Origin of the sequence: Chitinophaga sp. CCNWYY40 (assembly GCF_037483205.1) — a bacterium.
In the GTDB taxonomy this organism is placed as follows: domain Bacteria; phylum Bacteroidota; class Bacteroidia; order Chitinophagales; family Chitinophagaceae; genus Chitinophaga; species Chitinophaga ginsengisegetis.
On the sequence record NZ_JBBHLF010000010.1, the window covers coordinates 51,833 to 73,801 of the forward strand.

The window sequence follows — 21,969 nt, forward strand, 5'->3', positions numbered from 1 at the left end:
ATTTCAAAAGTATGTATTTTATCAGAGAGTTTTTGTCACTTCTAAAAAACAGGATACTACTGCAAAAATCAGGTGCCGTGTTGTTGCTATGCTTTATCTGCCTTTCCGGTTATAGTCAGCAACCCATTAAAACACCCGTTACCATTATTGCCAGCAACAAAACATTAAAAGAGATCTTTAAAGAATTAGAACAGAAAACAGGCTACACCATTAACTTCCAGGACAACGTGATCAATGCCCTGCAAAAAGTGACGATCGAAGCCCGCCAGCAACCACTGAACATGGTTTTACAACAACTGTTACAGGGCTCCGGGGCGAACTTCAGGCAACAGGGCAATATGATCCTACTGTTTAAACAACCGGCAGAAAACAGCCCTCCCAAAAAAGGGCCCGGCAAATTAACCGGCAAAATCATCGATGAGGAAAATGGTCAGCCCGTTGTGGGAGCCACTATCAGGATTGGCAACACGGGCACCACCAGTAATACCGACGGTGCTTTTAGTCTTTCCCTGCCCGCTGGTACTTATGTAGCCACAGTAAGTTTCATCGGATACGGCACAAAAGAAATCAATAAAATTGAATTGAAAGATAATCAACCCCTTCCTTTAAATCTCACCTTAAAAAGAGCAAAAGGTCAGCTGGCAGGAATTGTGGTAAAATCCAGCGCCGGTAAAGAAAGCACCGCTTCCTTTTATACCAGGCAAAAAAATGCCGCCACAGTAACCGATGGGATCTCTTTTGAACAACTCAACAAACTCCCGGATAATAATGTGGGTGCAGCCCTGAAAAGAATCAGCGGCGTATCGGTGGTTGACAATAAATATGTAGTGGTGCGCGGCATGACGGAACGCTACAACCAGGCCATGCTGGACGGGATGATACTCCCCAGCACTGATGCCAATAAAAGAAACTTTGCCTTCGACCTTATCCCCAATGAAATGGTAGGTGAAATACTGGTTAACAAAACCGCTACCTCCGATGCCAGCGCCGAATTTGTAGGTGGCCAGGTGATGGTAAAAACACTGGATATCCCTTCCCGGAATTTCACCACCATCAGCATTGGCGAAAGCATCAATACCCAAACAACCGGTAAAGATTTTTATAGCCTCGGCAAAAGACAAACAGGCGACTATTTCGCAGTGGAAGGCGGTCAACGTACCATCCCCGGCAATACCGTTTCCTGGGCGCTCTACAACCAACAGGAAGATCCAACAAAAATAGTTACCGACGCCAACGGGTATAAATATGGATTTGAAGGGGCCATAGACCAAAGTAAACGGTTTAACCCGGATGGCTTCCGGCTCTATCAAACCACCGTTTATCCAAATCTCAATTTCAAATATATTATGGGCAGGGTGTATCAACTGGATACCGCCGCCAACAGGAAGATCGGGTTCACCGGCGGGATCACTTACCGCAACCGGAATCAAACGGATGAATTCAGCACTACCCGCGGACTCGATCTTTCGCGGGATTACTTCGTTACTGATACCGCAGGAAAAGGGAAAATATACAGTTTCAGCACTATTGCCACGGCCTTACTGAACGTTGGCTATAGCACCCGGAAAAATAAAATCACATTGCGGAACCTCTATAGCCGGAGTTTTGCGGAAGACTACTACCGCTCGCTGGAGTTCACTGATGATATGAGTCACGGCCGGCAGCGGACTTCCCTGGTAATGCCGGTATCTACTTCCATACAACAACATAAACTGGAAGGCGAACACCGTATCACCCCTGGTGGACTCACCCTCAACTGGATGGCCGGCTATGCCGCCATGAACCAGGCGTATAATGATGTGCGCAGCTTTCAGTATGGCCCCACCAATAATACCTTTGGAGATATTTACCAGGCCAGCAATCCCTCCAGCAATGCGGCTACACAGGCAAGCTGGTCGTGGCCCTACCGGCTGTGGTCTAATGTGGAGCAAAAGGATTATACCTGGGGCATGGATGTCAGTCAGCCTTTCCATTTCCTCCGTGGTAACAGCATCGTGAAAGCCGGGTACAATGGCTGGGACAAAAAACGCCGCCAGTCGATGGATATCTTTAAAATCTATACCGCTTACCGCGGCATAGATGTTGAATTCCTGCCTTATCATATCCAGATGGACGCAGATCATGTAGGCGTGGGAAAAGGACAAACCTATTATTGGGGCGATCTGGAAAATGGCGACCAGGCAGCATCAGGCTCCCGGTACCACGCGATATACGCTATGCTGGATCAGCGCATTCTTCAAAAACTACGGTTGGTGTATGGTCTGAGAGCAGAGCACTTCGGACTGGCCAATCAGCAGCTTGCTGAACTCAGAAGGATAGAGCAATTTAAAAGAGAACATCCCGATCTTGCCTATAACGGCACACTCCCGGTGCTTACCGGCGAAAAGAACTGGAACTTCCTTCCCGCTGTCAATCTCACTTACAGCATTACCAGTAAAATAAACGGGAGAGCCGCTTACAGTAAAACAATGATACGCCCCACCTTCCGCGAAACATCCGTTACGTCTTTCCCCGACCCGGCTATGAGCGCACTTATCAGTGGTGGTAATATCAGCAGCACTAAAATAGATAATAAAGATCTGCGCTTTGAATGGTACCCGCAACCCGGTGATATGCTGTCTGTTTCTGCCTTCCATAAAAAACTCGATAAACCCGTGGAACTGGTGGTGAATTCACTCAACAGCACTCCTATCGGCATGGCTTATCAAAACCAGCATTCTGCCACCAGCAAAGGACTGGAAATGGAATTCAGAAAGAACCTGACCTTTATTTCAGGGCTGTTGAAAAACATTACCATCTATGGTAATGGCGCCTGGTTTGCCTCGAAAGTAAATACAATCAACCGGGTAGATGATCCGGCCGACCCAGGAAAGAAAATAGAAATACTGAAGGAACTCGACCGGCCCCTGATGGGCCAATCCCCCTATCTTATAAATCTTGGATTACTATATGAAGAAGACGGCTTTAGCGGTAACATTGTTTTTAACCGCACCGGCTACCGTCCCAACTTTGCAGTAGATGGGCAACCCGGCGCTTCAGAATTCCGTGCCGCCTATAGTCAGCTGGATCTGCAATTCTCCAAAAAATTATTTCATAATAAAGCAGAATTCAAACTGAATGTTACCAACCTGCTCAACCAGGAAGAATTTTATTACCGCAATATCAAAGGTTATGAAACAGGTTTTATAAATGGAAAATACCAGATCATTAAATTGAAATACTATGTTCCTGCCGATAGCTATTTCCCGCCAGCCAATGGAAACCCTGACTACCGCTATGGTGATTTTGTAAAATTAACAGACAACTACAGCGCAAAACAAGGCGATCAGAAAACTTACAGCATCAAAAGAGGGATCAACATGAACCTGTCTTTCTCTTATAATTTTTAATACCATCTGCTATGAAACAATTTCTTCATTATACTATATTGATAGTCATTTTACTTACCGGCGCTACTTCCTGCAAAAAGGAAACACCGGCAGATGATTTTATCGTATTCGGACAGCTGAAGATAAATAACGCTACTTCCTATAGCGCGCTCCGCTTCGGACTGGAAGGCTATCCAAAGCAAATGCAAACGACCGGCTTCATGAAACTGGAACCAGGCGCCAATCATCTGCAGATATGGGGACTTACAGAAGACCCGGCAGATAAACCTGTTTTTCTTTTCGACAGCCTCTTGCGGGTGGAAGCCTCACAAACCCATGAGTTCACCCTATTTCAGCCGGATGAAGTTACCGCTCCCATTGCGTTAGTTAACACCCAGGCGTCTGAATCCAAGCCGCCTGCAGGTTTTATGAAAGTGAAGGCAGCCAATTTTGCTACTCATTGCTTTCCCGGTGAAGTGGACCTGCAATTGTTAATGATGGACTTCAGCCTGGGCGACATCGCAAATGTAGCCACCATCCCGCAGTTAAAAGCCGCTTTTGACTCCTACGGATTATATCGGACACTGGATGCCACCAATACAGATGGCTATACGATCTTTTATATCCTGGACCCGGTTACACATGAACGGCTACATACCGATTTCATTTTCGGCATTGATCTCATGAATTACACCACCGGCAAACTTTATGAAGTAGTTACCCTATTTATCTATGAAAAACAGAACAGCGCAGGATTGTTCACCGGCGCAGACGGCAATAAATATGACATAGCTGTAAAGACCCTGTACCTCGACTAACCACTGTTGCTGCAAAGCCCTGCCCCGTACAGGCAGGGCTTTAATAATTTTTATTAACCTTCCTTAACATTAATGCAAGGCTTGTTAACCTGCTTTTGCTGCACGCGGACCTACTTTCGGTAACAAAGTAAATGTCCGCTATGCAAAAATGTTACCTGTGGCTTCTTATCTGTTGTTTATCACTTGCTGCCAACGCACAAAAGAATGGCGTAATCAAAGGTGTCGTGTCCGATACCAGCGCCGGGCGACCAGTGGCATCGGCCACCATCACCCTGCTGAAGAAAAAAGACTCCTCGCTGGTATCCTTTACCATGACCAACGAGAAAGGATCTTTTGAAATCACCGGAATACCCGCCGGCGAGTACCGCCTGCTCATCACGCATGTAAAATATCATTCCCTACAACGTACAGTGACTATCAGCGCTACCGCGCCGGTAGTAAACTTCCCCGCGCTGATCCTCCACGATCTAAGTGTTCAGCTTAATGAAGTGGAGATAACCGGCGAGGCGCCACCAGTAACGCTCATCGGCGATACCATCCAATATAACGCTGGCTCTTTTAAAACACCGCCCAACTCCAGCGTGGAACAACTGCTGAAAAAACTACCCGGCGTGCAGGTGGCTAAAGATGGCTCCGTAAAAGCACAGGGCCAGAAAGTGAACCGCGTACTGGTTGATGGCAAAGAGTTTTTTGGCAACGATCCCAAAATGGCTACCAAAAATCTTCCTGCCGATGCGGTAGACAAAGTGCAGGTATACGACCGTCTCAGCGATGCCGCACAACTCACCGGCTTTGATGATGGTAACAGCGAAAAAACCATCAACCTGAAACTAAAACAGGATAAAAAGAAAGGCATGTTCGGAAAAGCAATGGCCGGCGCAGGCACCAGCGACCGTTACGAAGGACGATTCAACATCAACGCCTTTAAAGGCGCCCGCCAGTTTTCCGCTGTCGGCATGGCCAACAACACCAATGCGGAAGGCTTTTCCTTTATGGATATGATGAGCTTCAGCGGGGAACTGAACCGCATGCGGCAAAGCGGCAGCGGCAATGCCAGCTTCACCATGAGTTCTGATAATCCGGCTGCTGCGCTCATGGGTGGCAACAGTGGCAATGGCATCACAACTGCATGGGGTGGCGGGATCAATTATAATAACATCATCGGGAAGAAAACAGACTTTACCAGCAGCTACTTCTATAACCGCTACAACCCTTACCAGGAAAGCGAAATACAGCGCCAGTATTTTCTGCCCGACTCTTCTTATTTCTATAAGCAGCGTGCTACCAGTGACAACCTCAATAATAGCCACCGCCTCAACCTCGGCGCCGACATCCAGATCGATTCCTTACACTCGGTTAAAATATCCTCGTCTTTCGGCTACCAGGAAAACCGCAGCAAAAGCTTCAGCAAATATGAAACCCTATCGGAAGATCAGCAGCTGGCCAACGAAGGCTTCAGCAACAACTATTCAACCGGTCATGGTTCCAATTTCCGTAATGATGTATTGTTCCGTAAAAAATTCCGGCGCAAAGGGAGAACATTTTCGCTCAACCTGCAAAATAGTTCCAATAACAGCGAAAGCAATGGTAGCCTGCTTTCTGTCAACCATTTTTATAACCGCCCTGCATCGCAACCCAATTACGATTCCATTCATCAGCGCAATACCATATCCGGCAATATGAACAGCTACAACGCACGCGCCGTATATACGGAACCGTTATTCAAACATTCGCTTATAGAGTTTAGTATCGGTAACAGCTATACGAAAACTACTTCCGATAAAATCACTTATGATTATAACGGTGATAATGGAAAGTTCGACCAACCGAATCCCGCGCTGACAAACAACTTCGAAAATGCCTATAGCTATACCAATGCAGGCATCCGTCTGCGTACAAAACAAAAAAAATACAGTATCGCTGCGGGCCTCAACTGGCAGGATGCTTCCCTGAAAGGCACTATTATCGCCGGCACCAAAGACTCAGTGATCCGTCAAACGTTTTATAACCTGTTGCCGTCGCTGCGTTTTCAATACGACTTTACCCGTTACCGCAACCTCAGCATCAACTATGCGGCCATCACCAACCAGCCTAATATGTCGCAGCTGCAGCCCGTTCCGGATATCAGCGATCCGCTCAACATCCGCGAAGGAAACCCCGACCTGAAGCCGGAGTTAACACATGCGGTACAGCTGAACTTCATCTCGGTAAATCCTTTCAGAAATAAAAACCTGTTTGCTTTTTTCAACATCCAGGAAACGCAGAACAAGATCGTGGATGCTGATGTAGTGGATAGTCTTGGTATCAAATACAGCCGGCCGGTGAATGTAAACGGCGTGTTTAACATGACCGGCAGCATCAACCTGGGACTACCCCTGCGTGCATTGAAAGGCACGCTTAACTTCAGCAGCAATGTGGGTTACAGCAAAACCAAACAGTTTATCAATAACGTGTCTAACAGTATCAGTACGGTTACGCTGGGGCCTTCTGTACGCTTTGACCTGAATCCTGCGGATAAGCTGGACATCTCGTTCAGCGCGGGTTTCAATTACTACAAAACGGCTTACTCTCTGCAGCCAGCCCTTAACACGGGCTATTTTCTGCAGCAATATGAAGGAGAAGTAAACTGGCAGCTGCCTGCAAATTTTTATGTCAGCACCAGTTTTAACTATGCTATTAACAGTCGCCGTACCGATGGATTTAATGCAAAGGTGCCGTTATGGAATGCGGCTGTCAGTCGCCAGTTCCTCCGTTTTAACCGTGGGGAACTGAAGCTGAGCGCGTTTGATATCCTGAATGAAAATGTGGGCATCAACCGCAGTACTAACCAGAATTATATTGAAGACAGCCGCACCAAAAACCTGCAACGCTTTTTCCTGCTGAGCTTTACTTATAGTCTTAGTAAGAATGGCCTTGTCACCGCCGCTGCGCCGGGTATCAGGATGATCCGGCGTTAAAGAGTGAGGTATATATAAAAGGGGCCGGAATATCATCCAGGCCCCTTTTCTTATTGTCCTATTCTGATAGTCCGGGTAGCTCCGCCGCCATTGCGTTGCATGTCTTTCATCAGCTTTTCGCGTGTTTTATTAAATTCTTCTTCCGTTACTTTTTTCCCTTTGGAGGGTTCGCGGATGGCGGCAAGATCTGTTTGTGCCGATACTTCCAGCGCCTGGTACACCATTTCGCCGTTGTTGATATCTACAGCCAGGATAAGACCAGGGAGCTGTCCCTGGTAATCCGGCCCGGCTGGTACGGGGATAGCCAGTGTAAACCAGACCGTGATATTGGCAGTATCGGCCACCTCGCTGGTTTTCATCTGCCCGTTTTCCATGGAGGTCATGGCGCGCTTGCCAATACGCTGTGTTACGGCCTGCTGGCAGGGATAATTGAGAATGGTGCGGGTTTCGCCGGTGATCTTCCAGTTGAGTTTATGGATACTGTCTGTAATAATATAACTCTTTGCGGCAAACTCACGTTGTTCTACTACGCGATCGTTTGAAAAACTGGTGTAGGTGATGTCGTTGTCGCCTGCTACCATCATGCGGATGTGCATGCCGCCTTCAGCGGCAAATTCTTCGGGCGCATCTTCTTCCACGGCGCGGCGGAGCGACTGCCCGTTGCCAAACAATACTTCGATCTTATCTTTCCTGGAATGCGGCAGCAGGTTATCGGGTTCTGCGCTGTCGTCTGCACCGGCGGTCATTCCCATCATACGCATCTTCATCTGTATAGTGCGTTCGTAAAGTACGCGCCCCTGCTGCTGCTGGCCACTGGCGGTTAACAGGCACCCGCTGATGGCCAGCGTAAAAATTATCTTCTTCATGTTAAATACATTTAAGAAAATAAAGCTATTTCCTTCCCGCCGGAACAGAGGTTAATGTCACTTGATTTAATGTTAATTTAGGTTAATGTTTCCGCGTTGGGAAGCAGGAAATGATACATTTGCGGTAGTATTGTTATTTCTGACCATTCAATCAACATAGTGCGATATAAACTTTCCACACCGGCTACTGTTTTCCTGATTGCGTTGACCATCCTGCTGATCACCGCTTTCCAGGCATACTGGCTGAGTAATAACTACCGGGAAGAAAAAAGACTGTTTACCGTCCGCACCAATATTCTTTTCCGGGAAACGATTTTTCGCCTGCAGGCCGTAAAGCTCAACCTCGATTCCAATATCAGCCTGCGGGTACACGACCGCGCAGGGATGACGGGCATCACCAATGTGCTGCAGGAAAGAATGAGAGATTCTACCATGGCAGCTCCTGCTATGCCTATGCGTGGCGTAAAACGGACGATGTTCGTGTCTGTAGACGCCGCATCGATGCCTGAAGACGACTCCGTGAATGTGCGGTATGGCGTTGCCAAAGCAGTTCCCGCTACAACGGTATTCCAGTTCCTGGCCGGTGTAGATTCCCTCCGGGATTCCATTACTGTAAAGGAAGTCACCGACCGTTACCAACGGGCACTGGAACGGGAAAACATTGACGTTTCCTTTATGATCAATACCATCCCGGTAGATACCAGCAACGATATGTTCAATACCTTCCCGGACGACCTGGAAGGCAATACGGTGACCATCGGTTTTACCAAACCCATGAGCTACCAGGTTTTATTTGAAAACAATACCTGGTACCTGCTGAAACGTATCAGTCAGCCTATACTGGTATCATTCTTTCTCCTGGCTGTCACCATCTTCTCTTTCCTCCTGCTTTACCGGAACCTGAAACAACAACAACGGCTGGCGCAACTGAAAAATGATTTTATCAGCAACATGACGCATGAGCTGAAAACGCCTATCGCCACCGTAAGCGTGGCTATTGAAGCATTGAGAAATTTTGATGCGCTGGAAGATCTGCAAACAACACTCGAATATCTCGATATATCGGCCAATGAAATGAACCGGCTCGCGTTACTGGTAGATAAAGTGCTGAAACTATCGATGTTTGAAAACAGGGAAATTCCTTTAAACAAAGAACCCTTCGATCTTACAGACCTTACCCGGAGCGTAATGATTTCCATGAAACTCCAGTTTGAAAAACAACGGGCTGTTACCACGCTGAAAAGAACCGGGCATAACTTTATCATCACCGCCGATAAACTGCATATGACCAGCGTACTATACAACCTGCTGGATAATGCGTTAAAGTACAGTACCGAGGATCCTGATATCCTGATCCATATCATTGATCACAAACAATACCTGGAACTACGTGTAACCGACAACGGTATAGGTATTGCACGCGAATACAAAAGCAGGATCTTTGAGAAATTTTTCCGGGTGCCCAGCGGCAACCGGCATAATATCAAAGGATATGGACTGGGATTAAGCTATGTATCTCACATTGTACAATCACATATGGGCTTTATTGAAGTGGAAAGTGAACTGCATAAAGGCAGCACCTTTTCCATCAAGCTGCCTTTTGCAGAAGCGCCGGTAATTCGATACGACAAAGGCCGCCGGGTTATAAAGCTTAAAATAGGATGAAATGAGTATTAAAATTTTATATATTGAAGATGAACTGTCGCTGGGCAAAATAGTGAAAGAAAGTTTGCAGCGGCGGGGATACGAAGTAATACTGGAAAGCGATGGCGCCAACGTAATGCAATTGTTCAAACAGGTAAATCCTGCCGTATGCGTGCTGGATATTATGCTGCCTAACAAAGACGGGTTTGAGATTGCCGCCGAAATACGCGCTATCAACCAGGAGGTGCCCATCCTGTTTCTCACCGCCAAAACACAAACCAACGACCTCGTAAAAGGCTTTACGCTGGGAGGCAACGACTATATCCGGAAACCTTTCAGTATGGAAGAACTGATTGTACGCATAGAAAACGTATTGCGTAAATCGGATAAAACACCCGCCCCATCCACCAACCACATCAAAATCGGCAAGTTCCGGTTTTATACCAACCGCCAGGTACTGGCCAACGACATAGAAGAAAAAAAACTGTCGTACAAAGAAAGCGAACTACTCAAACTACTATACGAAAACCGCGATGGCATCATCGACCGGAAAAATATCCTCGACCTGCTCTGGGGACATGATTCCTTTTTCAACAGCCGCAACCTGGATGTGTATATCACACGGCTGCGTGTACACCTGAAAGAGGATGACAACCTGCAGATCCTTACTATAAAAGGCGTTGGATACCGGTTTGTGCTGGGTTGATTTTTTTATTGCAGATAATGCATCTGCACTTCTTCTTAAAAAAACACCCGCATAAAAAAGCCTGCCGGCATTACGCCGGCAGACCTCAAACCCATTAATTAATTGATCTTATGAATGCTCAGGTTATCATAATAAATATAACCTACGGTAGATGATTCCCAGTAAGACTGGCTGCCACCGCGGAACGTATGAAACGTAACGCCCCTGATCAGCCGCTTGCTATCGTTGGTCGTCCACCGGATATCCCGGTCGAGCAGCACGCTGCCGTTGATCACGATCTGTACGTGGCCATCGGTATTACTGCCGGTATTGCTTTTAATGTACAGGTGTACGTGATAGGTGGTGCCTTTCTGGATGCTGCCACTGGCGGGATAAGTGAGCCCGAAGTCGTCGCCATACTGGCCCGGCTGGTCCCTGTAGTAGAGGTAAGGCTGAAAGTACACCCTGTTGGCATCATTGCGGTACCACATGAGCCGGAGGGTGCCGCCGTTCCCATCCCAGGCGGGGTCGCCGCCGGTGTTGCCATCACCGATGGAAAAGCCGAAACCTACTTTACCGCCGCGGCTCCAGTCGAACTGGCTGTGAAAACGGATATCATAATCCATTTCATAAGCGGCGCCGTCAGATACATCGATGTTGGCCACTACCCCGCCGGCAGCAGAAAGCGCGTTCGGATCCAGCTGGATGCGGAGGTTGCCGTTGGAGATGTACCCGCGGTTGTTGTTCCAGCCGGTTACATTCCCAAAATCATTGGCCGCATTCGTGGAAGTGTAGATGGTGCCATTGGCGTAATTGTCCCAGTTAACAGACCAGGTGCTGTTAATGGCATTAATCCCTATGGCTGCATCAGCAGCAGCCAGGGATGGGTTATCCGGCAGATTGGATTTGGCCAGCTCCTTCTTACAGGAAATAAAACTGATGCCTAACAACAGCAGTCCCGCTGCTGCAACAGTACGTGAGAAAACAGTGGAATTCATGAATGTGTAATTGTGGGTGAGAAAATAGGTTTATCATCAGGAGGGTTTACTGGATAATGATTTTCTTCACGAGCCGTTTATTGTCGTGCATCACTTCCAGGATATAAGTGCCACCGGCTATGCTGCCGGTATTTACGGTGAAGGTTTTTGCATTGGGTTGTTGCACGGCAACAGGCTGCATTCCTGCACTGATAAGCGTGGCCCTTACCGGCGCCTTCGGGTTATAGTGCTGCAGGGTAACGGTAAATGCGCCGCCCGAGCGGATGGGATTGGGATATACATTGATAGCAGTGGCGGCAGTTTCTTCCGGAATGGCGCCATGCGTTTCTGCTACCGCTGCGGTAGTGCTGCTGATGGCTGCCAGTGCGCTCACCACTCCATAGTTGAACGATTCCCAGGTACCGATAGTAGTTCTCCAGGAGCTCATTGCCTGCGTGCCATTTTCGGAACAGATGTAACCACCATTGTTGCATAGCAATGAAATGGTACCGTTGCTGTTATTGATCCAGGTAAACTTTTCCCAGTCCTGGATACTGGTACGGTTACAGGTGATGGCCTGTGCCCCGTTTTCGGAGGATACATACTTGCCCTGGCTGCGCAAAGCAATTTTGCCGCCACCGGCATCTACTACGGTAAACTGCTCCCATCCCTGCGCGCTGGTGCGGTTACAATTCATCGCCTGGGTGCCGTTTTCACCGCTAACATACAGGTTGTTGTTGCCACGCAGCCAGATAGTTTGCCCGACAGGTGCGTTGCCACCGGGGTTGCCGGTCCGTGTCAGCACCACTTCATGAATGGCCGATAGCAGTGAATTGGCCCCGGTGGCGTCCTGCGACAGCTCCCAGATCATTACGCCACTTCCCTGGTCAAAAGCAAGATTGGTTTTTTGCCTGATGGTGGTAATCCCGTTGTAGCCTACATTATCAAATACATCAGCATAAGGATTGGCGCCCCGTGCCACCAGCTGGGCAAATGACTCCCAGGTAGGGCGTCCGTAAAAAGGTACGCCCAGCACTGTTTTGGAAGCCGGCAGTCCGCGGCCGCGCCAGTAGTTCACCGACTGGGTAGCATAACTGTAAGTGGAGTGGTCGAAGTTATTGTAGTCGTAGGCCATGAGGTTATAAAAATCTACCAGCGCAAAGGCGCTGTTTAAGATACTGGCGCCGCCGGTACCTACAATGGCGCCGGTGAGGAGTTTGCCCCTGTTATGCATTTCGGTGCTGAGCTGCGTCATCAACGTGATATAGTTGTTGGCTGATGCGCCGGGGTCGGGATATTCCCAGTCGATATCTACTCCATCAAGACCATACTGGTTCACGAAATTGATCATATTGGTCACGAAATTATTGCGGTAGGTGCTGTTGGCGGCCAGCGATTCAAAGCCGCTGTCGTTGCCATCGTTCCAGCCGCCAACAGATATCAGCACCTTTACATTATTGGCATGCGCAGTGCTCACCAGGCTTTGTAACTTCGCGGGATTGTCGATCGCCTGCAGGCCACCGGTACTGGTAGGCAGCAGGAATGCGTAATTGATATGAGTAAGCTTACTATACTGCACCTGGTTTACATCGCCGGCCCAGGAAGGCATATATCCAATAACGCGGAAAGGGGTTTGGGCAATAGTGTTAAACGCACAAACAAGGAGGATAGCTAACAGCTTTAGAAATGGTTTCATACGGGTAGTTTTTTGGTTGAAAAGAAATGTGGATTAATCCTTTCAAAAGTAGGGGTTCGCATAAAAGAACCGGCATCCGGCACTACGGCATTACTACGTCACGCGGAATATTTTTTTGTATTTCGCCGGTAATCTGCAAACGGAAGAAGAACTTCCTTATCTTTTCATCTAAATAACACCCGTGATAAACGATCCAAAGAAAGCGCTGCTGTTTCCCCTGTTCATCCTGCTCACCTTCATCTGCCAGGCACAGGACAACCGCATCCCTGCCCTGCCTCCTGCGCTTGAAATAAAAGTTCTTCAGGATCCCAAACCGGTAGTAACCAGTGGTCATCCTGCACTCTTCTACGAAATTCATCTTACTAACTTCTCTCCCGGACCTTTGCTCCTCACAAAAGTGGAAGCACAGGATGCGGCGAATACCAATACCCTGACAGTAATAAAAGAGAACGATCTGTTACAACGGATTGCTGCTCCCGGCGGCGCCACCATACCACCGGGCAATGTAGCGGTGCTGTTTGTGGAATACACATCTGCCGCTGGTCAATTCCCTGCTGAAATTATTCACCGGGTATCTTTCAAAAATACCCTTCGTGATACCACAACGGTATACACCATCACCGGCGCCAAAACAAAACCTGTAACCGGGCCTGCCATTGTACTTGGTGCGCCGCTGAAAGGAGGCCCGTGGACGGCCATCTACAACCCTGCCTGGGCACGGGGACATCGCCGCGTGATCTTTGTAAAAGATGGCGTAGCGCGCATCCCCGGAAGATTTGCCATTGATTTTATAAAACTCGATAGCACCGGCAAAGTCGCCGCCGGCGATGACGACAGGATCACTAACTGGTACGGCTATGGCGCAGGTATACTGGCTGTAGCAGACGGCGTTGTCAGTTCCACAAGAAACGATTTCCCGGAAAGCAACACATTATCCGGTCACCCGGATTATGCCGCCCACCTGGCCACAGGTAACTATATCTCTTTAAAAATAGCGGAAAACACCTACGTGTTTTATGAGCACCTGCAACCGGCAAGCATCGTAGTAAAAGCAGGTCAGCGGGTAAAGAAAGGAGATGTGATTGCCCGGCTGGGATTTACGGGACAGTCGACCGGGCCGCACCTTCACCTGCACGTGGCCAACACCGATGCACCACTGGGTGCAGAAGGACTTCCTTTTGTATTTGAAAGATTTACTTTATCAGGCACTATTCCCGACTTTAACCAATTCGGCAACATTCCCTATATCAAACTTACGCAACCCGTACATCATGAGCTTCCTGCTTCCAATAGTGTTATCACTTTTCCCTGAAGCTATTTACGGTATTCCCTGGGCGTAATGCCTTCTGCCCTCTTAAACAATTTAATAAAGTAATTCAGGTTATTAAAACCCGACTGGTAGCACACATCCGTGATACTCAACGCCGGATCGGCCATGATCTGTTTTGCCTGCCTGATCCGCTCCCGCAGGATATACTCCAGCGGTGAAATACCATATTGCTCTTTAAACGCCTGGAAAAAAACAGAGCGGCTCATACAGGATACTTTTGCCAACGCATCAATAGTGATTTTTTGGGTAAGATGTTCCTTGATATATTGCAACGCGGGTGTAAACCGGTGATCGCTCACTCCCACATCATTAATGGCTACCAGGTTTTGTGTTTGTATAATACGTAACAATAAAAATTTCAGGGAGAGATCTGCCAGCGCATCCTTTGCAGGATCACTCTCCATGCTGATCCCGATCAGTTTATTCATACTGGCCGCCAGCTCTTTGTTATTTAAAAAGTGATACCGGCTGAAATTAAGCTGCCACTCAAATGGTGCTTCCCTGTTGGGATACTGCTCATTCAGAAAAGCCAGGTTCTTATTCACCATATCCCAGTCGAGCGCCAGGGTGGCGCACTGCACGGGATGCCGCTCATCCGCTTCCGGGAAATCCACTTTCATTGATACCCCTTCCGGCAGGATCACACTTTCTCCCGGCAAAAAAAAGAACTCTTCAGATCCGGATAACGACATGATCTTTTTGCCCCGCATCATACTGGACACTACCAGCCCGTTATACGACAATGCCACATTACTGCAGCGGTGAAAGGTTTCAAAGATGTTCAGCTCGCAGTGCTGTAAATTAAATACCCTGCGATGCTCTACCATCGTATCCAGCGAGGTGGCATCACTCAGGTTAATGGGAGAAAGATGGCATATCTGGTTCATGGTGGAATTTTTTTATCATCACGTGCGCTTCCGCCTTATAAATTTATCGATAAATTCCCGTTGGTTGAATGATCAATGAAATAAAAAATAGCATCGTTCTATCAATCAGGATAATCGTTCAATTTCCCCACCACCAATATGCTTAATATTGGTAATTCCTTCACCCAAAAATCCTGTTATGAATATTACGCTAAAACAGGCGGAAGCTGTTATTGCTGCCGCTAAAGCAAAAGCCACAGAAATTAAAACACTGATGAACATTGCGGTAGTGGATGCAGGTACCAACCTCATCGCCTTTGCTCATATGGATGATGCCTGGCTGGGCTCAATAGATATCGCGCAGAAAAAAGCCCGCACTGCACGTTACTTCAATATGCCTACCGGCGAAATCGGTAAGCTGTCACAACCGGGCGGCTCCCTGTATAATATAGAACACTCCAACGGAGGACTCATCACCTTTCCCGGCGGCGTACTAATCCGTAATGCAAAAAACGAAATCATTGGCGCCGTAGGCGTATCCGGCGATTCGGTGGAAAACGATCATTTAGTGGCGCAGGCTGGTGCAGATGCAATTAAATAACTTCTAAAAAGATACAGTATGTGTAAAAATCATGGCGTTGCTTATATAGAACCCGGCGTGGTGGAAGTACGGGAAATTGAATACCCCAAACTGGCTTTGGGCGACCGTAAATGCGAACATGGCGTGATCCTGAAAATAGTATCCACCAATATCTGCGGAAGCGATCAGCACATGGTGCGGGGACGCACCACCGCTCCTGCCGGGCTGGTACTCGGACATGAAATTACCGGCCTCGTCATTGAAGCCGGCAGGGACGTGGAATTTATTAAGGTAGGCGACCTCGTTTCGGTGCCTTTCAATATTGCCTGCGGACGATGCCGCAACTGCAAAGCAGGACAAACAGGCATCTGCCTGAATGTAAACCCTGCCCGCCCCGGCGCAGCCTATGGCTACGTGGACATGGGCGGATGGGTAGGCGGCCAGGCAGAATACGTAATGGTGCCGTACGCCGATTTTAACCTGCTTAAATTCCCCGACAGCGACCAGGCAATGGAAAAGATCAGGGACCTCACCCTGCTGACGGATATTTTCCCGACCGGTTTTCATGGCGCCGTTACCGCAGGCGTTGGCCCCGGCAGTATTGTGTATATCGCCGGCGCCGGTCCGGTAGGACTGGCATGCGCCGCCTCCTGTCACCTGCTGGGAGCGGCCGTAGTGATTGTGGGAGATATGATCGATGAACGGCTGGCACAGGCCAGGAGCTTTGGCTGCGAAACCATCGACCTGAAAAAAGAAGCTTCCCTCGCCGACCAGATTGCCGCTATCACCGGCACACCGGAAGTGGATTCCGCCGTGGATTGCGTAGGCTTTGAAGCCAAAGGACATGGACATAACAGCAATGTGGAACAACCTGCTACGGTGCTGAATTCAATTATGGAAATTACCCGCGCAGGCGGACAACTGGGCGTACCCGGACTATACGTTACCGGCGATCCCGGCGCAGTAGATGAAGCCGCCAAAAAAGGCAGCCTGAGCATCCGCATCGGGCTGGGCTGGGCAAAATCACACTCCATTCATACCGGTCAGTGCCCTGTGATGAAATACCACCGCCAGCTCATGAATGCCATCCTGTATGATAAGGTAAAAATAGCAGCGGCGGTGAATGTGGAAGTGATCACCCTCAACGACTCCGTAAGAGGCTACCACGATTTTGATAAAGGCGCAGCGAAAAAGTTTGTGATTGATCCGCACGGCATGATTAGGGCGTAGTAAACGGGAACATGTAACAATGGCCGCCTGTAAGAGGCGGCCATTGCTGTTTTATAAAGATGCTTTAAAATAGTATATCCCTTCCCGTTAGTGCATGGGCGTACTGCTCAGGTCTTTGCTGCCGATCACCTCTGCTAACTCCGGATGCTCCTTCTTTTCGCGGCTCAGCACCTTATGGATAATAACGATACTGAGTAAAATACATACGGCGCCTATCAGGAAATGTACGCCAGGCAAATGGAACGGCGCCCGGGCTGACGTAAAATACGCAAAGGTGCCATTCATGATCAGTGGACCGATAATAGTGGTAAGACTCATCAAACTGGTCAGCGCGCCTTGCAGTTCCCCCTGCTGGTTAGCCGGTACATGACCCGATATCACCGACTGTAACGAAGGTCCGCAAATCCCGCCCAAACAATATGGAATCAGGAAAACAAACATCATCCATCCCTGCGTGGCAAAGCCAAACAATACCAATCCAACGGCGTAAAGCGCCAGCCCGAGATAAATACTTTTTTCATTACCGATTCTCGGGTTAATCACTCTTGTTAATCCCGCCTGTACGGCTCCTACCAGTACTCCCACTACTGCAAGGGAAATACCCACCATTTCTTTGCTCCATTTAAAATTATAGATGGTAAAGAAATTCCAGTTACTCTGTACCGCCTGTGCGCCCAGGTAAATAAGAAAAAAGCCAAATGCCAGTCCGCCTATTTCCGGGTGCGTGGTTAAAAATTTCAGTGAACCAAAGGGATTAGCCCTTTTCCAGTCGAATGGCCGGCGGTTTTCTTTGCTCAAAGATTCCGGCAGGAAAAAGTACCCCCATAAACAGTTCAATAAACACAATGCAGCCGCCGCATAAAATGGCGCCCGGATGCCCCACTTAGCCAACAATCCACCCAGCGCCGGCCCCAGCACAAATCCCAATCCGAAGGCGGCGCCTATCAGTCCAAAGTTTTTTGCCCTGGAAGTTTCGTCGGTACTTACGTCGGCAATGTAAGCTGTGGCGGTGGTGAAGCTGGCGCCTGTAATACCGGCTATTACACGGCCTGCAAATAACCATCCATATGCAGGGGCTAATGCGAGGATAATATAATCGATCCCAAAACCCAACAGGGAAAGTAACAATACAGGCCGGCGGCCGTATTTATCACTCAGGTTACCGATCACCGGGGAAAATAAAAACTGCGTGATCGCAAAAACGGATAACAACAACGCGCCATAAGTACTGGCCTCGTTTTCTGGGATGTGTTTTAACTGTGCAATGAGTTCTGGCATTACGGGGATAATCAATCCCCATCCCATTACATCAATTAATAGCGTAATAAAAATAAAGCTGATAGCGGCCTTTCTGGATGTGTGCATATTGGTGATTTTGTATAATAACCGATAGATCTCTGGCGGATGTTTTTTCTTTCTCACAACGGGTATCCTCATCCGGGTTCAAATATAGATACCCCTGTTTTTTTATAGAAAAACTTTCCGGTCAGGATCATCATTCTACCGGTAAAACACTTGATTTTACCGGTAGAAATGTATAGGCACAAAGATATTTAGTTCATTGTCAAATGAAAGGGCGAAATAAGACAATAAAGGGGGAGTTTGCGACAGAAATAAATGTTACCACGTTAGTTGGAGCAACGATACTCCTTGTCCGGGTAAATCATTTGGCACTACTATTTCACCATTTTCCGGTTGCAGCCATGCGGGTGATGACAGCAACTCTAGCTGTCCTGCGTTTTCCAGCTGTGCGATTTGCGAAGCATCCGGGTGCTGAGGCGATCCCATTTTCTTCCAGGCTTCGTATGCATTGCTATGTGCGGCATCAATCCGGTAATGCTTTAGTAATACGCGGGTGGCGGGCAGTCCTTTTATTTTTATTTTTACGGGAGATGATTGTGCAGGAATAATGTTGTCGTCATGATAGTTCCACACCATTACGCTAACACTATGCTCATCACCGGCGGCCAACGCATTAATATCCCGCTTTGCCCCCCGTACGCTGCTGTCGAGGATTTGCCGGTAATCATAATTGGTGGCCCCGCTCACCTCCAGCCTGTTGCCCTGCATCAGGCCAAACATCCTGAATACATTTAAAACGGGTTTATCCACGCCGTTGGTAGCCAGGTCGCGGAAACCCGCAAACCAGGGCTGGTCTTCAAATTCAAAGGCCCAGGTAACAGCGCCTGCCAGGTTTACGCCACGGGCAGCCGCCAGGTCGTACTTACGCGCAAAAGAGGCGGCAGTATAACTTGAATACATAGTACCATTACGATACGCATTGGCAGGGTGAAATGCTTCTGAACACGCGGCGCATCCTTCCGGATCGGATTCACCGATAATGATAGGCAGCTTCTTCAGCGATGGATAAGAGGCCACTATTTCAAACCCTTTATCGATATCACGCAGTTGTGCAGCCATGTTCATCTGTACCATTCCATTCACCACTTTGGGCGCACCTTTCGCGTGAAAGGTGATTACGTCCAGCGGCGCGCCGGTTTTGCCGGTAGCATAGTTCTTACCGCTCACCACGTGATCCAGGAACGTTTTAAAAAACTTTGCAGATACATCCCAGTTAGGCCCTGTTACCTCCGGACCGCCAATCCTGGCAGTGGGCAATGCCCGCTTCACGGCATCTGCCGTGTAATCATACAGCTTAATATATTCTTCGGTAGTGCCTTTCCAGTAACCGATATTAGGTTCATTCCACAACTCCCAGTACCAGCTTTCCACCTCTGCTTTTCCATAACGCGCTACGGAATGCTTTACCCACTCATATACCAGTGTTGCAAATTTCTGATAGTCTTTCGGAGGATAGGCCCAGCCGGTAAATATATCGCCATACTTATTATCCGGCTGCCAATGGTGCCGGTAAGGCGACGGCTTCACAGATAATGCCTCCGGCATAAACCCGATCTGTGCAATCGGCTTCATGCCGCGTTCTATAAACGTATCAAAGATCTTATCAATGATCGTCCAGCTGTACACGGGGTTCCCGCTGGCGTCTTCGGTATAGGCATTGGTGGAGCCCCATTTCAGCGCAGCTGTACCATCGCCGGTTACCAGCAGGCTATGTACCCGTACGTATACCGGTACTTTACTCAATGCGGCAATTTCTGTCAGTAATTTTTTACCGTCTTTCATATAAGTATAGTTGGGCTCATCGTAGCCAAACCAGGCCCATATGGGTTTCAGGGGCCCTTTATTTTTGCGGGCATCTACTCCTATCACCAGGGTATCCTGCTGCGCATTAGCCGGCAATGCCGGTAAAAGCAACAAGAGCATAAACAGGCGTAACAGGTATTTCTGCATGATCAGTTATTTTCTTGTTATATAAAAACTACGGTAAACGGGAACCGCGGTATTAATACTATCCTTTATCCCATACTGCCACGCGCCAATGGTTACCTTAACGGGAAACCTGCTGCGGTACGGTATCGCGGTTGTATAAACACGGCTATCCCGGATACGGGCAGGCCCTTCCAGCACAAAATAATGTACCGGTAAACCGGCATCAGACGTCGCCTTTAACCGAACATTCTTTTTGCTGTATGGAATGTCCGGCATGGAGTCAAAACTGATCCGCTGTGGCCGTCCACCGGTAAGCGTAGCCGGTACTACCATCCGGGCTTGTTGCACCGATGGTTTAAACGCAGCATCTCCCGGGTGAACCGCTGCCAGCCAGATATCATAATGGCCTGTTGTATCCGGCAACATGCCAGGGCGGAACTGCAGCCGGAACTGGTTTGCCCCGGTAGCCACTGCAGGGCCGCATATCACGCGTACTTTTATATCAGCAGCGGCCGCGTGTTTTAACGGGGCCCCCACGGGCAGCTCTGTCCAGGCGGTCAGCCGCGGACTTCCACCCGGCACGGTATCCATAAAAACCGTTCCCACGGAAAAATGAATGCCGTCCTTTTCGGGGATAAACCGTAAGTCTGCCTGCTGATGCGTATTGTGCTGCGGCGTCACTACGCCCAACTGCACAAAGCCCGCCAATTGAGGCTGCTTACCACGGAAACGCGCACCATAGGCTACAGTGGCCCTGGCTGTTTCCTCATCAAAAAACCAGAACGCTTCCGCAGCATTGCCGGTATAGCCGGCTACCGCAGCGGCTGGCCACCGCGAACCGGCATGCTTCGCCCACCTGTCTGCCAGCCAGCCGGTATGGGTGGGATCCACTTGTTTTAATTGCGGATAGCCTTTACCGTTATAGTCCTGCGGCAAACGGTACTGCACCGCTTTGCCAATATAAAAAGCAATATACGCGGCTTTTTCAGCCGTTGATGCAAAATGCCCTTCCGCCGGGCAGGCCAGCATACTCAATGGCAGATAAGGATGCGCAGCTCTTTCCTTTAATCCTTCTATACTCCACGTATCGGCCTCTTCGTACTCTCCCATCGTTTCCAGGCAAGGCACAAAATCAATGTTACGATTGCCCCATATATCAGGCGCAAAGGTAGCATCGCGGAAATAAGGCCATTGCCCGCTTACAGAAACGGCGGCTAAAGTCCGCTCCGGCTTCCATGCTGCAAAATAGTATGGCCAACTGGCAGCCGCCGAATGACCCATTGGCACTACCGGCGCATAAATCAGCTCCTCATATCCTGACACTGATGCGAGATGCAGTAACATGGAATCAAACACTTCACCGGCACCTTCATTAAAACAAAAAAGATGATCAAACGGCGGCGACACCCATATCTCTGCAAAATTCAATGCAGCCATCTTCTCCCTGAAAACTACATCTTCCAGGATAGATACTTCTTCCATATTGTGCTGTGCCACTACCACTCCCTTTACCTGCTTACAGCCGGGAGGAATCCATAGCCAGGCACGCGGGTTATTTTTTCGTATGCCCGTTACCGGTACACTCCACTGCCATTCCTGCGCTTTTAACTCCGTAAATAAAAAAACAAGGCATATAATCATCAACCCACTTCTTTTCATAA

General features: G+C 48.6%; 15 protein-coding genes. 8 read left to right on the forward strand and 7 right to left on the reverse strand.

What is annotated here, in order from left to right:
• Positions 1-32 precede the first annotated feature (32 nt).
• The 3 genes from V7S65_RS30885 (at position 33) to V7S65_RS30895 (ending at position 7,143) form a co-directional block, all read left to right on the forward strand.
• Complete coding sequence (locus tag V7S65_RS30885) at positions 33-3,389, forward strand: TonB-dependent receptor (RefSeq protein ID WP_336389423.1); 3,357 nt, start codon at positions 33-35, stop codon at positions 3,387-3,389.
• An 11-nt stretch (positions 3,390-3,400) separates the two neighbouring features.
• Complete coding sequence (locus tag V7S65_RS30890; RefSeq protein ID WP_336389424.1) at positions 3,401-4,186, forward strand: hypothetical protein; 786 nt, start codon at positions 3,401-3,403, stop codon at positions 4,184-4,186.
• Positions 4,187-4,326: 140 nt separating this feature from the next.
• The gene (locus tag V7S65_RS30895; RefSeq protein ID WP_336389425.1) at positions 4,327-7,143 is read left to right on the forward strand and encodes an outer membrane beta-barrel family protein; all 2,817 of its coding nucleotides are present in this window, start codon (positions 4,327-4,329) and stop codon (positions 7,141-7,143) included.
• A gap of 50 nt (positions 7,144-7,193) precedes the next feature.
• Here the strand turns inward: V7S65_RS30895 and V7S65_RS30900 are convergent, their stop codons facing one another.
• Positions 7,194-8,009 carry a GLPGLI family protein gene (locus tag V7S65_RS30900; RefSeq protein ID WP_336389426.1) on the reverse strand — a complete coding sequence of 272 codons (816 nt, stop codon included), beginning with the start codon at positions 8,007-8,009 and terminating at the stop codon, positions 7,194-7,196.
• 159 nt (positions 8,010-8,168) lie between these two features.
• Between V7S65_RS30900 and V7S65_RS30905 the strand changes: the two genes are divergently transcribed.
• Both V7S65_RS30905 and V7S65_RS30910 read left to right on the forward strand, forming a co-directional pair.
• The gene (locus tag V7S65_RS30905) at positions 8,169-9,674 is read left to right on the forward strand and encodes a sensor histidine kinase (protein WP_133256290.1); all 1,506 of its coding nucleotides are present in this window, start codon (positions 8,169-8,171) and stop codon (positions 9,672-9,674) included.
• Between the two features lies 1 nt (position 9,675).
• Entirely contained in the window at positions 9,676-10,359 is a 684-nt protein-coding gene (locus V7S65_RS30910) for a response regulator transcription factor (protein ID WP_111580290.1), read from the forward strand.
• 98 nt (positions 10,360-10,457) lie between these two features.
• Here the strand turns inward: V7S65_RS30910 and V7S65_RS30915 are convergent, their stop codons facing one another.
• Together V7S65_RS30915 and V7S65_RS30920 are read right to left on the reverse strand one after the other, a co-directional pair.
• Positions 10,458-11,336, reverse strand: coding sequence for a polysaccharide lyase (locus V7S65_RS30915; protein WP_336389427.1), 879 nt, complete (start codon positions 11,334-11,336; stop codon positions 10,458-10,460).
• A 46-nt stretch (positions 11,337-11,382) separates the two neighbouring features.
• On the reverse strand, positions 11,383-13,011 hold the full coding sequence (locus V7S65_RS30920; RefSeq protein ID WP_336389428.1) for a glycosyl hydrolase family 18 protein: 1,629 nt from the start codon (positions 13,009-13,011) through the stop codon (positions 11,383-11,385).
• 181 nt (positions 13,012-13,192) lie between these two features.
• Between V7S65_RS30920 and V7S65_RS30925 the strand changes: the two genes are divergently transcribed.
• Entirely contained in the window at positions 13,193-14,323 is a 1,131-nt protein-coding gene (locus V7S65_RS30925) for a M23 family metallopeptidase (RefSeq protein WP_336389429.1), read from the forward strand.
• 2 nt (positions 14,324-14,325) lie between these two features.
• On the opposite strand, the gene V7S65_RS30930 is transcribed toward V7S65_RS30925, so the two are convergent.
• Positions 14,326-15,228, reverse strand: coding sequence for an AraC family transcriptional regulator (locus V7S65_RS30930; protein WP_079472396.1), 903 nt, complete (start codon positions 15,226-15,228; stop codon positions 14,326-14,328).
• A gap of 178 nt (positions 15,229-15,406) precedes the next feature.
• Between V7S65_RS30930 and V7S65_RS30935 the strand changes: the two genes are divergently transcribed.
• On the forward strand, positions 15,407-15,808 hold the full coding sequence (locus V7S65_RS30935) for a GlcG/HbpS family heme-binding protein (RefSeq protein ID WP_079472397.1): 402 nt from the start codon (positions 15,407-15,409) through the stop codon (positions 15,806-15,808).
• 18 nt (positions 15,809-15,826) lie between these two features.
• Complete coding sequence (gene fdhA, locus V7S65_RS30940) at positions 15,827-17,017, forward strand: formaldehyde dehydrogenase, glutathione-independent (protein ID WP_079472398.1); 1,191 nt, start codon at positions 15,827-15,829, stop codon at positions 17,015-17,017.
• Positions 17,018-17,104: 87 nt separating this feature from the next.
• Here fdhA and V7S65_RS30945 read toward each other — a convergent pair whose 3' ends face one another.
• From V7S65_RS30945 to V7S65_RS30955, 3 genes are all read right to left on the reverse strand, one after another.
• Complete coding sequence (locus V7S65_RS30945; protein WP_111580364.1) at positions 17,105-18,382, reverse strand: TCR/Tet family MFS transporter; 1,278 nt, start codon at positions 18,380-18,382, stop codon at positions 17,105-17,107.
• A 255-nt stretch (positions 18,383-18,637) separates the two neighbouring features.
• Entirely contained in the window at positions 18,638-20,329 is a 1,692-nt protein-coding gene (locus V7S65_RS30950) for a GH39 family glycosyl hydrolase (RefSeq protein WP_336389430.1), read from the reverse strand.
• A 6-nt stretch (positions 20,330-20,335) separates the two neighbouring features.
• The gene (locus V7S65_RS30955; RefSeq protein WP_336389431.1) at positions 20,336-21,967 is read right to left on the reverse strand and encodes a hypothetical protein; all 1,632 of its coding nucleotides are present in this window, start codon (positions 21,965-21,967) and stop codon (positions 20,336-20,338) included.
• Positions 21,968-21,969: the final 2 nt, after the last annotated feature.